We start from the raw sequence: 13,945 nt of genomic DNA, 5'->3' as shown, positions 1-13,945 counted from the left end.
GAGAGAGATATGAAAATTTTATTAATTCGTCATGCTGAGCCTGACTATCCTAATGACACCATTACGGAGGCAGGACATCTGGAAGCTCAAGCGCTTGCTAATCATTTGCAAAGTATGGATATCAACCGCATCTATTCCTCGCCGATTAATCGTGCTGTCCATACCATGCGATATACGGCTGATTTACTTAACATTGAACCGGTCATTGAGCCATGGACCCGAGAATTAAGCTGGCAAGCTTCCGGCGAAAGAGACGAGTCTATGGCAGCATGGGACATTCCAGGCGAAAAGGTGCGTGCCGGCTTTCCGTATCCGGATCATTCGATTTGGCCGGGGCAAACGCCTTACAAGCACTTCATTGATCCTTACAATACCATCAAACGGGATTCTGACGATTTTTTGCGGCGGCACGGTTACTCAAGGGAAGGCGGGCGCTATCGAATCGACGCTTCGAACGAAGAAACGCTTGCCGTCTTTTGCCACATGGGCTTCGGACTTACATGGCTATCGCATTTGTTAGAGCTTCCGTTCCCGCTTGTTTGGTCCGGCTTTTGGCTCCCTCCAAGTTCGGTGACGACCATTCTATTGGAGGAAAGAAGTCCGCATTGGGCCGTTCCGCGTTGCACCGGTCTAGGCCAGGTCTCTCATCTTCATAAGGTCGGACTACGCGTATCGACGTCGGGCCTAAAGGCTAATGTATAACATATGGACTGAAGCGGATTCTAAACGACACACGAGACACTATTAGCCGGTTTTGCTCAAGAATCAAATTCTAGCTAAGATGAACATACAAACAGTGACAGCCCTCCGTATTTGCTAAAGATCGTAGGTTAAAAATGGATAGTGGGGAAACCAACCATTTCAGAACTACATAGCAAAAGGAGAGCTGTTACTATGCATTCTGCCACAAAATACGTCGGTTTAGATGTGTCAAAAGAAAAAATTTCTGTTGCCATTGCGGACGCTGGGAGTCGCGACCTTCCTCGTTACTTCGGTACCATACCACATACGGCAGCAGCACTGAGGAAACTCATCAAAGAAATCGGGCCAGCCGGTACACTTGCATTTTGTTATGAGGCGGGACCTACCGGTTACGAGACCCACCGCTGGATTGAATCTATGGGAGCTAGTTGTACTGTCATCGCACCGTCCCTCATGCCGAAACGGCCAGGCGACCGAATTAAGAATGATCGTCGTGATGCGGAGCAGCTTGCTCGACTCTTCCGGTCAGGCGAATTGACGCCAGTCTATGTGCCAGATCGGGAAGACGAAGCGCTCCGCGAACTTGTACGTGCTCGTGAAACGGCGAAGGAGGATATCCATCGTGCTCGTCAGCGCGTACTCAAATTTTTGCTTCGCTACCAAGTCAATCCACCGGAAACGATCAAGCGCCGCTGGACAAAGAAGTATCATGTGTGGCTCACTCAGCTAACGTTTGCTTTTGATTCGATGCAAATCGCGTTTACCGAGATGCTTCATGCTTTGAATGAGGTCGAACAACGTATGGGGCGAATTGAGAAGGCACTCCTAAGTCAAGCGTCAGTCGGGACAAAAGCATCTATTATTCAAGTGCTTCAATCTTTGCGTGGAATCGGTCTCATCACAGCCATTACGGTTGCTGCTGAAATCGGCTCATTCGCTCGCTTCCGTTCACCCGCTCAGCTAATGGCATACTTAGGCTTAGTTCCTCGCGAGCATTCCTCAGGTGTGAGCATCAGAAGAGGCGCAATAACGAAAGCCGGTAATGGCCGTCTCCGTCGAGCATTAGTAGAATCGGCATGGAGCTACCGTCACCGTCCGGCAATCAAGGGTGATTTGGCCATTCGTCTGCAAGGCTTACCTGCCGTCGTACAACAAATATCTTGGAATGCACAAGTGCGACTGCATAAAAAATATCGCCATCTTGTATTCGGAAAAAACAAGCATAAAAACGTAGCAATTAGTGCCGTTGCACGAGAATTGACGGGATTTATTTGGGCTGTGGCACGCTCCGTAGAGCATATTTAACTGTAAGAAAAGCGTAATTAGATCCATAGATCAGTAGCTACATCGCCCGAGCATTAGGCCCGGGGGCAAACGAAGGTTCAGGAGAGAATTTGCGTTGTCCGTTTGCACTAGGTTGAAAGACTGAACGTGCGTTTCTAGCTGGCACTCGCTCTCCTTGACGAAGGCATAACATGTGGTAACCAACCCACGGATAGCAGCGTGCCGACCGTCGCTCGCATATTTGCCCCCGTGCCTAATGCTTGGGTTAGAGTAAATCCGAAGGGTTTGACAAAAATGTTCATAGCAACGGACAGGTGAGACGTTATATGGCCGAAATATAGCAAATCGAACTATCGAATCACCCGCAAGGGTGATTTTTTTTTTATTATTAAGCTCCCTCGGGCAGGATAGCGCAACAAAACGAAATCATACACGTCTATATATTGGATATAAGTGGAAGAAAAGGAGTGGTATTATGAAAAGGATTTTTATCCTTTTGATGTTGATGGCTTTATTTATGTCAGCCTGCCAGAGTGGTGACAATAAACCGATTAGCTCGTCCTCACAAAATGAAGCTAACGTAACCGATAACCGTGAGAATAACGTAGTGAAGGAGGGGGAGGAAGAAAGTGAATCTGTGGATTCAAAAATGAAAATCGATGATCAAATAACCGATGAGGTAGTCGAGGTAATTCAGAATCATATTTTCGCCGTTCAGACAAGAAATGAAGAATTGATTAAATCAACTGTACAAAAGGATCTTGATTTTGACGAGCGAGTGTACGCATTGTGGAATGATAGTTCCAAGGAATATGAACTTAAAAAATTAGATTTCGGGCACGGGGATGAGAAAAACGAAGTTGTGACGGTTACTTTCATGAATGATGTATTATTATCGTTTGCTTTAACAAAAACTAGTGATGGCTGGAAGTTATACGACATAGACTGATGGTTTGATACCAGAGAGCAATTAACGAGCGATGTATCGGATCGCAACATTGCAGCTAGAAGCGTTCAAACTTTGTAAGCCAGAAGCTTGAGCAGAAGATCGATCTCGTTAGCAGCAAACGATTGTGTAGGTATACGGTGATTCGCAAATCCGTTCTTGCTATCAGGTGGTAGTAACGGCTACAAGTTTTTATATTAAAAATAACGATCGCTTGGCATTTGTGGAAGTTCTTTATTAGCTTAAACTCGTCTCTAATCGGATAGGTTCGTATCAAGAACAACGACATCGTTTACAATGTGTTGTTATATGATCTTGACAAAAATCTCGAATGATACCATAATAAAGCTACGGATTTGCTCGCACGTTGTGTACGACTAAATCAGTACTTAAGACATTCCATTTGTAGCTCAAACGTTGGGTTTGACCTATGAACGGAATGTCTTAAATTTTTATAGCATACTTGACCCGGTTTATGGATACTATGGTAATAGGTCGCACGTTGTGTACGACCAAAGAGAGGAGTTCGCACGTTGTGTGCGAACTCCTCTTCCTATTTGTATTCCCATTTGATTATTTTATGGTTCAGATGTCTTGAATAGAAATCAAGAATTTGTGACTGGTGTCTCTTTCTTGCTGGAAAACCATAAACGTCGCGGAAGTGGATTGAAGTGATGAAATTTATCATATCAGCCAGTTGTATCAAATTGCAATTTTTGTCATGTGACAGTTTTACCTGAAGGTCTGGATATACCCTTGTGTTTGCGGGATTACTTAAAGCGTCACAGAAATTATTTATTTCACTTGGTTTACCGTCGTCGCAAATTATAAAAGCATAGGAATCAGAATTACCTAATTCGGATGAGATACATTTAACAAGCTCCGTGTAGGAATGAATATGCATCCGATTATGATTAGTATCTCCCGTATTGGTTTGATAGAGTTGTTTATTAGTTATTGCTGCTACAATCTTTACGTCAGTAGTATTAGCCAAAGACAGCAAATCGTTAACGACTTTGAACCGCTCCACATCCGATAAATTATAATAGAAGTCTTCCCCATCAATAAATGCTTTTCCGTGGATCTCGAATTTCTTGAAAAAGTCGATAGTTGAAAACTGGTCGACTGGAATGCCATGAATTTTAGCTTTTATATCTTTTTCTAAATTGTCTTTTATTTTCTGAACCTCATTATGCAAAAATATTTGATAGTGAATGGGGACTAATATTCCCGCATAACAAAGGACTGGCTGGTTTCTTAAATCGCCAAAACCATTATTTCCAGACTCATCTGTATAAAATCCATATAAAGTCACTAGAACGCCTACTTTCAAATCAATAATGGACTAATTATACCAAATAATGCGGAGATTGTGAGATGAAAACAAGATTTTGCTTTGCCATTATGGTCACGGTGAACCATACCATAGGTATCGGCAAAAAATGCATTCTAGGATTTGTGCGAAGAAAGTCAACAGGTGCTCGTTCACCTATGAACGGAACGCCTTTCTTGTTCCAACCACTTGAGATATCTTGACTGAATCAATAAAGCGCCAGTAGAAAGAGCGTTAAGCTATCGTAAGAACGTTAGTTTCAATAAAATAGCGACAGTCCAGGACTTTATTTTCTCGTCCTTTGGCTGTCGCTGCTTCGATTTATAGGGTCAGCCTTCTGAATGACGAAGTTGACACCGCTGTTTATACTCCGCGATAATAACATCTATCACGTGCTGCCCCCACACCGAGAGCTCCGAGCCCCGCTCATTCCCGACATAGGTAATGAGAGCCTTCCATAAAGCCCAGCCCCGAGCCCGATTAATCATATCTTCGTCAACGTTCATGTGCTCCAGAAAAACAGCGCGGCTGTCATCGTCGAAAAATGTCCAAGCCATGACAAGGTCGCTCGACGGGTCTCCCACTCCCATGGTTCCAAAATCGATGACGCCGCATAAGCGCCCCTCCTGGACGAGCAAGTTGCCTACGGCGATATCGCCATGCAACCATACCGGAGCGGATTGATATCGTGTAGAGAGGGAGAGCTCCCATATGTCCGACAACAACTTCCGATCGTATGAGCCGGCGAGCTTAGCGATGGCGGATAACGTTTCGTCATGGTAGATTCTGAGGTTTCCTCCGCGATGAAAGTTTTGAACGCCCGCGGGGATCCCCTTGCTTGCGTCTATGGCCTGCAACTCGAGCAGAAATCGCGCAAGATCCTCGGCCAATTGGTTTTGGCTGCGGATATTGCCATGAGTGACAGTTTCGCCTTCAATCCATCGGTTGACGGACCAAGCAAATGGATACTCTTTCGAAGGTTCTCCTTTCGCAACGGGAGCGGGGATCGGCAAGGACAGCAGAGGCTTGAAGACAGGCAGCCACTTCATCTCTTTCTCGACAGCCGAAGCGTACCGTTTATGGCTTGGAAGCCTGACGGTCATCTCGCTGCCCAGACGGAAGGTGCGATTGTCATGTCCGCTTTTATCGACCGGAGTAATGCTGTGATGCTTCCATTGAGGAAACTGGTTGTCTATAAGTTCGCGTACCAATAGAACGGTAATATCCATCTTCCGGATTCCCCCTAAATTTCACTGATTAGCACCTTTATTATAAGCTAACAGCGTTTAGACTCTCCAAGGATACAACGGTTATAAAAAAACTTACCCCCGGCTTCTTCAATATGCTCTAAGATCAAAGTAACTTTTTCTGCAGCAATGAACCTTTTATCCAAAACGGACCAATACATAATGTAACACCTGAATGGAGGCCGGTCCTATGAAGGATATTGATTGGAGCCCATGGCTTATCCGGATGAGCCGGGGCGACGAGGAGGCATTTCGTACGGTATACGAAGCGACGCGCAATCATGCTTACAGGCTGATTCATTATCTCTCTCCCCGCAAGGAAGATGTGGGGGACATCATGAGCGAGGTTTATATCGAGTTGATGAGAAGCGCGGACAAGTATCGATCGGAGCAGCCTTTTACAGCATGGTTTAACGGATTGATTGTCAGGCAAGTGCGTAATTGGAAAAGAAAGAGCTGGAGAATTTTTCGAATCGCGGAGAAGCTGCAAACGTTAGCGGGGCAGTCCTGGGACGGCCGGGCCGAAGCGCGGTTGTCCGCTGTAGGCGACCGAATGGAGCTTGAGCCGCTTCTGGGAATTCTATCCCATAAAGCAAGGGAGATTCTTGTTCTCAGGTACTACCAGGACTGTTCGCTGGAAGAGATTGCGGAGCTGTTGGACATCCCCTTGGGAACGGTCAAATCGAGACATCATCACGCCCTGAAGCAGTTGCGCCGTCGATTCGAGGAGATCCAGGGGGGAAAGGAGAGAAATGGCTATGTCTATTGAACGGAAGTTGACGGAAGCGTTCAAGCGCGATCAGGCCGAGCTGGAATGCCCTCCTTCGCTGGATGAGCGAATCATGGCCGATTATGGACGGATGGCGATGGACGGAAGGAGAAATAAACATATGAAAAACAAACGAGGTTTATCCAGAATTGCCATTATTGCTGCTGTAATAGCGGTTCTGAGCGGATTCGGTTATGCGGGCACGCAGCTGCTGTTTTCGGACTCGCTAGGCAAGTATTCCATTCGTATGCAATCGAATGAGGCGCTGACAATTAGCCCCGAAGTGTTGGATTATGCCCGGGCGTCGTTAAAGGCGGTACAAGATGAGCTGGCGCCGGGTACTACGGCTGTTGTTTATCTGCCGGAGGTTTTCTCGGAGTACCGCGGCGCTCCATTGCCTATCGGAGTCACAAGTCCGGACTGGATTGCCGGTGCCCTGGAGTGGCGGGCCGTATTGGAGGAAAAAGGCGTGACGGAAACGTTGCCGGACTCCCTGCTTGGAGGCGCCTACACCCTGAAGGCAGGATCCTTGAAAAGTCCGTTCCATGTTCTTATGGGATTGGATGCCATGGATCGTATGAATGAAATGATAGCCGAACATAATGCTACGAATGGCGAAGGACCCCTGTGGCGCTTGACGGAGCCGTCCTCCGAAGGTCCGGAGTCGTACTATACTTCGGTCTACAGGGATGTCAATGACGAGGCTCTGTACTATACCTGGCAGATTATTAGCGATGCTTCCATAAAGACGGAAGCTTTAACCTCGCCTTCAACCGTATACGAAGAGCTGGATTTAGACGGATACAAGGCGCATTACACCAAAAATGATCAATCGCTGTTCGGAGAGAGCAACGTGCTGCAAGGAATCATGTGGATGGAAGAGAATGAGGGCGAAACGATTGTCCATCATGTGGAGTCGGATTCGGCCAGTATGACAAAGGAACGGTTGGTCGAGGTGGCTTCAAGCCTTCAGTAAAGGTAAATAATAAGCAATTAGGGGTTTCCTGAAAAGGGAAGTCCCTTTTTTTTCGGAGGCCGGCATTGCAGCCTGAGGCAACAAAACGCGGCCTTGCCCCGTCTAATGAGGGTATAACCACGGCCTAATGCTAAAGGAGAACCTTCATGAAACGTAATTTCGGCAAAATAGTCGTAATCGGAATCGCCGCGATCGTGCTGGTGCCTATCCTGCTGTATGTGGAATTCCAAAACGGTTTCTATCAGAAGTTCCGATTCGAGCAGCGAACGGAACGTTACTTGGCGCAAAACTACGATGAGTCCATGAAGGTGGTGAGCACTCGTTACCTCTGGGACAACATCGAGCCGCTTGTCGCGACCGTACAGCCTGCCTCGGATCCTTCGCTGCAATTCTACGTGTATGTCAGTAAGAATCGCGAGAAAGGATTATCGGATGACTACGCCACGACGTTATGGAAGAAGCAGGCGAAGCAAGAAGCGGAGTCGCTGTTGCAGACCGTGCAGACCGACTACGCCCGTTTTATCGACATCGACTTCTCTTGTTGCAAGGTCGCCGAATATGATTATGCATCCATTCGGGGAGAAGTGCCTCATTACGGTACGACAGAACTGCCGTTCGATCTAGTCGTAAATATGGAGCGGCCGGCGGAAGAAGCTGATCTGGCCAATATGTATCATTCGGTAATGGCGCTCCGCGAGTCGAAGTCGTTGTTGCTGGACAAGCTGATCTTCCGCTTTCCTCATCCGGTTACGGGCTCGACCGTGAGCTTTGAGATCCCCGGCGAGGCGATGGACGGGGTCTCATCGGTTAAAGAGATCGAAGCTTATAACGTTACGAGATTTCCCGCGTCGTACATAGCGGAGGAGATTCGTGCAACCCTGTCATGGAACGAGGAGAAAAGCGAGGCGGTATTTAAACGCGAGGACGCGTCCTTGGTTGTCCGAAGCTGGGGCAATGAAGCGATATGGAACGGCACGCCGCTAGACGATCCTATCGGCGCATATATCGGAGATTCGATGGAGCTCCAGGTTCCCGTTCTATTAATCGAGAGGACATTTGGCCAAAAGCTCGCGCTGTGGTCTCCATGACTGCCAAAGAGCAGCCCTTCCCGTTCAGGGGAAGGAGCTGCTCTTTGGTTTTACCCTTCCAGACAGAGTCTGATCAGGTCGTCCACATGGGCGGTAGCGAGGCATTCCACCGTGTCGGCGGCTCCGTAATAGATTTTTACTTCTCCATCCTCCTCCAGCACCATGCCGCCTGGGAAGATGACGTCGTTACGGAAACCTCCGTCCGTCTCGTACGGCGCTTCGGGCGCCAGCAACGGCGATGAGCTCATGCCGAGGATCTTCTTCGGATTGTCGAGATCGAGCAACATAATGCCGGCCGTATACCGCTTCTTCCAGGTCGGCTCCCAGCCGTTTTTCCCTCTGGCGGGATCGATATCCACCGCATGGAACGTGGTGAGCCAACCCTTATCCGTCTTAACGGGCGGCGCGGCCGGGCCGATCTTGTCATTGGCGAACGGCACCTGCTCCACCGCCAGCAGCAGCTCGGAACGGCCCCAATAGACCAGATCCGGCGACTCCGAGATCCAGGTGTCGAACCGGTCGGCTCCACCGCGGCTGTATACCGTGAACGGTCGCTCCAGCCGGACGTAGTTGCCGCCGATTCGCTCCGGGAACAGCACCATGTTACGCAAATCCGGCGTCGACAAGCTCAATACTTCAAAGGATTCGAAGTCGTCCGTCACCGCGACGCCGCCCCGAATGCCGTGTTTTGTATCGACGGCGAAGCACATATAACATCGTCCGTCGATGACCGTAAGACGCGGATCGTAGGCGCGCACGATCTCCTCGTCGCGCATCTTGAAGATCGGCTTCGGTCCCGCCGTCCAGTTAATGCCGTCGTCGCTGAAGGCGATGCCGAGATCCGTCGTATGAGACGGTTCGATGGTCTGCTGCTCCAACGAGCCGTAGTCGTTGCGGAATACCATGACGTAGCGGCCGTTCATCTTGGCTACTCCCGCATTGAAGACAAGCGCGGTGGGATAGGGCACGCGTGCCGCGTCCAGCACGGGATTGGCCGGATGACGGGTAATGAGCGGGCTCGACGCCAGCGCTCCAATCATCTTGTTCTGCATCGATTAACTTCCTCCTCTATCTCTTCTAAACAAGACGACCATGTCCTGCGAACGGATAGTCGATCGTAATACGCCCAGCCTGGCAATCGCCAATGCCGCTGTACAGATCCGCCTTGCCGTCCGGACGCATCACAATGCCCGAGGCAAAGACGCAGTCGACCAAATATGGCATCTTGGCGGGGCCCGGCGGGTAGCAGGGACGACTTCCGATCAGATGAAGATCCGAGGATTCCCGGGTAATGGGATCAAAGATGAAGGACATGTTCAGATACACCCGCAATTCCCCGTCATTTTCGTCCTGGTCTCGGTAACAGATGTGGCCGATGACGCCGATTTTGCCGCTGTCGAGCAGGTAAGCCTGATTGACGCCGCCCCATTCGCCCTCTCCGAAAATGCCGTGAATGTAAGGCGCATTTTCGATGACGTCCGCTGTCAGATCATCCAAATTGTCGATGACCGTAAAGCCGATCATGGATTCGCTGCCGTATTTGCTTCTCATGTCGGCGTGCCGCGGACGCGAGAAGACGCCGATCTTGCCGTCCGAGAGCGGAACAAGGCGAATATCCTTCATTTTGTTAGGTCCGGTCGTGAAGTAGTACAAATCGTGGAGATTGGCGCCGCGGAAGAAATAGCCGAAAAACGTGCTGTACTTCCCTCTCTCGTATTGCACATGAGTCCCGCCCAGTATAAGCTCGTCGCCGATCTCGCTGATGTAAGGATCCTCCAGCGTATAGATCATGCTGTCTTTGACCACGGTCCATTCATCTTGTCCCGTCTCCTCGAAGAGGCGGACCCAAGAGCGGGCCCACTCCTTCCGACGTTCAACCCGTCCGAACAGGTAACGTTTTCCGTCCCGTTCAAAAGGAATCGAAATATTGTAAACATCAAACCCGTCTACGCCATGAAAGACCAATGTCGCGCTTTCATAGATGTTTTTTGCCGCTTCAAATGCTAGTCTTTGCTGCTTCAAGGTCAACTTTTTCAACGCCTTCCGGTTTGTTTTCGGCTCGCTTACTTTTGAGAAGCCTGATAGGCCTCGAATTGCAGCTGGTATTCGGCCATGACTTTTTCCAGACCGGCTTTCTTCATTTTCTCCAGCGCGGCCGGGAAGGCCTTGTCGTATTCCTGCACGCCCATATAAATCGGAGTAATGCTCGCGGAAGCTTCGGACAAAATGTTGGTGTACTCGGTTCTCACATTTGTCGGGTCGAAAACGAAGTTCGCCGCGATACTGTTAATGGCATTCGGATTTGGCTCAAACAGAACCTTGTTGTTGTCGGGAATGCTTGTCTCCAGGTCAAAACGCATGAAGTTTACGTTGCCGTTTTGCGAATCGGATCCTCTGTATCTCGAATTGTTATTGTTCTCCGGATCCCGGATCGGCTTAAAGCCTTTCTCGCCGTCCTTGGTGTAATGCTCGCCCTCGATGCCATATTGAACCAGATCATAATTTTCTTGGCTTGCCAGCATCCAATCCATAAATTTGACGGCCGCTTCCGGATTTTTGCTGTTCACCGGCACGGCATTGCCGTTTTTGAAGGTGAGCGGGCGCATATATTCTTTCTCCGGGTTGAACCATACCACGCCGATATCGTTTACAGTGGCTTCCGGATTGTATTTCTTAAGTCCGTTCAGGCTTCCGCCGGTTCCCAGGCGGACGAACCATTCGCCGCTGTCGAGCTGGGCATCGACCTGCTCCTGCTTCATGACCAGGATATCCGGATTCGTAATTCCCTTCGTGTACAGTTCGCGCATAAAGGCGGCATCCTTCTTGAATTCCTCGGTCTCGATCCAGGACTTGATCTCGCCGTTCTGATTCACGTAAAAGAATTTATCCTTCACTGTAAATGGGAAGGTATCATAAGTCCGGTGCAGCATAGACGTATGCAGGAAGATGGGGTCGAAGTCCGCCCGTGTGCCCAGATAAGGCTTGTTGCTTCCCTTCCAGTTCTTCATGACAACTTCCCAAGCGCTGATCAATTCTTCCGGAGTCTTTGGCTCTTCAAGATTGTTCTCGCGGAGAATGTCGCGACGAATATTGAACTGGCCTTCGCTTGCCATTTCAACCCAATAAGAAGGTACGACATAATAGTTTCCATTAATTTTGGCGCCGTCAAGAATATCGTCCGGGATGGATTTCTTCAGATTCTCTCCATACTTGTCGATCGCATCCGAGATATCCGCAAGCGCGCCGCGATTATAGTAGCTGGAGAACGGCGTACGGTCCTGCATGACGTGGAACAGATCGAATTCTTCGCCGGTAGACAACATCAGGTTGAGCTTCTGATCCCATGCATCCCACGGGATATAGACCTTCTCCACCTCAACGCCGACACCGTCCGCAGCCAGCTTCTCATTGACCTTTTGGTACACTTCCTTGTAGTCTTTCGGCTCTGTGCCGGGAACCAAATATTTGATTTTGACCGTCTCGGCAGCCTTCTCGTTATTTTCCGACTGCGGCTCGGAAGAGTTGCCGCCGGTATTGCCCGTGGCCTCCGGATCGGATGCCTTGCCGCATCCCATCAATGTCGAAAGGGCAAGCACTGCTGTTAATACAAACGCGTGATGCTTTTTCATAAAAATTGACCTCCTTATATCGAGAATTTATTTATATAAACCCCTGAGGGAATATATCCGTCTTTAGCCATCAGCCTTTGACCGAACCGATGACCAAGCCTTTTACGAAGTACTTCTGCAAATACGGATAGAGGAAAACGATCGGACCGATCGTTACGATCGCCGTCGCCATCTTGACCGATTCCGATGGCAGCGTCATATCGCTTGTCCCAGCCAGCATCGTCATCTCGTTAAGCATGCTGATCTCCGATTGCAGCTGCAGAAGCATAAATTGCAGCGGGTACAAATCCTGGTCGTCGATCAGCATGATCGCATTCCACCAGTTGTTCCAGTAGTCCAGTCCGTAAAAGAGCGCAATTGTCGCCAGAACGGGCGTGCACAGCGGAAGATAGATCCGGAACGCGATCGTAATATCGTTGGCCCCGTCAATGGTCGCCGACTCTCGAAGCGAATCGGGCACGCCATTCATGAAGTTGCGCACCAGGAACAGGTTAAACGGACTAAACAGCAGAGACGGAATAATCAGCGCCAGAATATTGTCGGTCAGACCGAGCATGCGGTTCATCATATACCAGGGCACGATCCCGGCGGAGAAAATCATGGTGATAAAAAAATAAAGCGCCAGCAGATTCCGGTATTTCACATGTTTGTTCGCCAGCGTATAGCCGGCCATCGACGTTACCAGTATGGCCAGAAGCGTGCCGACGACCGTGACAAAGATGGAGATGGTGTAGCTCTGCATCACCTGAGAGCCGCCCGTAAAGATCAGTTTATAGGCGTATAAGGAAAACTTCTCCGGGAAAAGACTGTAGCCGTTCTTTAATACGGCATCCTCGTCCGTGATCGATATCATCAGCACCAGCAGCATCGGAATAAAGCAGATCGCCGAATAGATCGAGATCAGCGCATACATCACCGTCTTGCTAAGGGAAAACTTCTTCATGACTAATCCTCCTGAAACCTCGCCGCGGCAGATGCCTGCCGATGCGGGATCTTAATACAAAGCGCCGTCTCTGAAAAATTTGCGAGTAATCGCGTTCGTGCCGAAGACGAGAATGAACCCGATGACGGACTGGAACAGCCCGACGGCCATCGCTTCGGAAGGGTCGCCGATCTGACGCAACGAGCGGAAGACATACGTATCGATAATGTCCGTGGTCGAATACAAGGTGCCGTTGTCGCCGATCAAGGCATAGATCATGCCGAAGTCCCCATACATAATTTTTCCAATCGAAAGCAATGTTAGAATGATGACAGTCGGCATCATGAGAGGAAGGGTGATGCGCAAGCACATCTGCCATCGATTGGCCCCATCGATCTCGGCCGCTTCATACAAGGTTTCGTCGATGCCGGTAATGGTTGCCAGATAGATGACGGCGCTCATGCCCGCACCCTTCCATACGTTCATCGCAGTGAGGATGGCAGGCCAGACCTCCGGCTCCGTGTACCAGTTGACAGAGGCGATTCCGAGCATATTCAACAATTTATTGATAAGTCCCATATCCATGGAGAAGAAGGCATACAGCACATAGCTGACGACGATCCAGGAGATGAAATGCGGGAAAAGCATGACCGATTGGCTGATCTTGACGAACAGCTTCTTGCGCAGCTCGTTCAGCACGAGCGCAATCACAAGAGCCGTCAGCGTACCAAAGGCAATAAAGAGCAAATTCAGGAAAATGGTATTAAAGGTGACTGTGACGGCTTTGTAGGAGCGAAAGAAAAACTCAAAGTTCTGCAGCCCCACCCATTCGCTATTGAAAATCCCCTTTGTATAATTAAATCGTTGAAAAGCAATGATCATATACGGATAAGTCATGTACCCGAAAATAAATGTATAAACCATCGCCGGGAGGACCAGCAAGTAAGACGTTCCGTTCTTGCGGATATCCATAAACATGCCGAATGTCTGTCGCTGTCTTTTTTCCAATTTCGTATCCTCCTATAAGTTTTGTGAGCGTTGCATTAACT

Annotated in this window: 13 protein-coding genes; 6 read left to right on the top strand and 7 right to left on the bottom strand. The window is 49.2% G+C overall.

Annotated elements, in window-relative coordinates; translation table 11 throughout:
* Positions 1–9 precede the first annotated feature (9 nt).
* The 3 genes from B1748_RS12830 (at position 10) to B1748_RS12820 (ending at position 2,935) form a co-directional block, all read left to right on the top strand.
* Positions 10–702, top strand: a complete 693-nt coding sequence (locus B1748_RS12830; RefSeq protein WP_087568318.1) for a histidine phosphatase family protein — start codon at positions 10–12, stop codon at positions 700–702.
* A gap of 192 nt (positions 703–894) precedes the next feature.
* The gene (locus B1748_RS12825) at positions 895–2,007 is read left to right on the top strand and encodes an IS110 family RNA-guided transposase (protein WP_087568317.1); all 1,113 of its coding nucleotides are present in this window, start codon (positions 895–897) and stop codon (positions 2,005–2,007) included.
* A gap of 454 nt (positions 2,008–2,461) precedes the next feature.
* Positions 2,462–2,935 (top strand): midas domain-containing protein, encoded by a 474-nt coding sequence (locus B1748_RS12820; RefSeq protein ID WP_087568316.1) that lies wholly within the window; start codon positions 2,462–2,464, stop codon positions 2,933–2,935.
* A 550-nt stretch (positions 2,936–3,485) separates the two neighbouring features.
* Here the strand turns inward: B1748_RS12820 and B1748_RS12815 are convergent.
* Together B1748_RS12815 and B1748_RS12810 are read right to left on the bottom strand one after the other, a co-directional pair.
* Positions 3,486–4,247 (bottom strand): DUF3800 domain-containing protein, encoded by a 762-nt coding sequence (locus B1748_RS12815; RefSeq protein ID WP_087568315.1) that lies wholly within the window; start codon positions 4,245–4,247, stop codon positions 3,486–3,488.
* A 347-nt stretch (positions 4,248–4,594) separates the two neighbouring features.
* Entirely contained in the window at positions 4,595–5,494 is a 900-nt protein-coding gene (locus B1748_RS12810) for an aminoglycoside phosphotransferase family protein (RefSeq protein WP_087568314.1), read from the bottom strand.
* Positions 5,495–5,702: 208 nt separating this feature from the next.
* Between B1748_RS12810 and B1748_RS12805 the strand changes: the two genes are divergently transcribed.
* From B1748_RS12805 to B1748_RS12795, 3 genes are all read left to right on the top strand, one after another.
* A complete protein-coding gene (locus B1748_RS12805; RefSeq protein ID WP_087568313.1) occupies positions 5,703–6,281 on the top strand; it encodes a sigma-70 family RNA polymerase sigma factor in 579 nt (192 codons plus the stop codon).
* Positions 6,271–7,257: a hypothetical protein gene (locus B1748_RS12800; protein ID WP_087568312.1), complete on the top strand. Its 987-nt coding sequence runs from the start codon at positions 6,271–6,273 to the stop codon at positions 7,255–7,257. The genes B1748_RS12805 and B1748_RS12800 overlap by 11 nt, the downstream gene beginning before the upstream one ends.
* A gap of 146 nt (positions 7,258–7,403) precedes the next feature.
* Positions 7,404–8,345 (top strand): stalk domain-containing protein, encoded by a 942-nt coding sequence (locus tag B1748_RS12795; RefSeq protein ID WP_087568311.1) that lies wholly within the window; start codon positions 7,404–7,406, stop codon positions 8,343–8,345.
* A gap of 50 nt (positions 8,346–8,395) precedes the next feature.
* Here B1748_RS12795 and B1748_RS12790 read toward each other — a convergent pair whose 3' ends face one another.
* The 5 genes from B1748_RS12790 to B1748_RS12770 form a co-directional block, all read right to left on the bottom strand.
* On the bottom strand, positions 8,396–9,397 hold the full coding sequence (locus B1748_RS12790) for a glycoside hydrolase family 130 protein (protein ID WP_087568310.1): 1,002 nt from the start codon (positions 9,395–9,397) through the stop codon (positions 8,396–8,398).
* 25 nt (positions 9,398–9,422) lie between these two features.
* Positions 9,423–10,373, bottom strand: a complete 951-nt coding sequence (locus B1748_RS12785) for an MTP-1 family protein (protein ID WP_087568309.1) — start codon at positions 10,371–10,373, stop codon at positions 9,423–9,425.
* Between the two features lie 35 nt (positions 10,374–10,408).
* The gene (locus B1748_RS12780; RefSeq protein ID WP_087568308.1) at positions 10,409–11,974 is read right to left on the bottom strand and encodes an extracellular solute-binding protein; all 1,566 of its coding nucleotides are present in this window, start codon (positions 11,972–11,974) and stop codon (positions 10,409–10,411) included.
* A 70-nt stretch (positions 11,975–12,044) separates the two neighbouring features.
* Entirely contained in the window at positions 12,045–12,917 is an 873-nt protein-coding gene (locus B1748_RS12775; protein WP_087568307.1) for a carbohydrate ABC transporter permease, read from the bottom strand.
* 51 nt (positions 12,918–12,968) lie between these two features.
* On the bottom strand, positions 12,969–13,874 hold the full coding sequence (locus B1748_RS12770; RefSeq protein ID WP_087568501.1) for an ABC transporter permease: 906 nt from the start codon (positions 13,872–13,874) through the stop codon (positions 12,969–12,971).
* Positions 13,875–13,945 lie beyond the last annotated feature (71 nt).

Origin of the sequence: Paenibacillus sp. MY03 (genome assembly GCF_002165585.1) — a bacterium.
Classification (GTDB): domain Bacteria; phylum Bacillota; class Bacilli; order Paenibacillales; family Paenibacillaceae; genus Pristimantibacillus; species Pristimantibacillus agaridevorans.
Note: the sequence above shows the minus strand (reverse complement) of the source record. Positions and strands in the feature narration are given on the sequence as shown.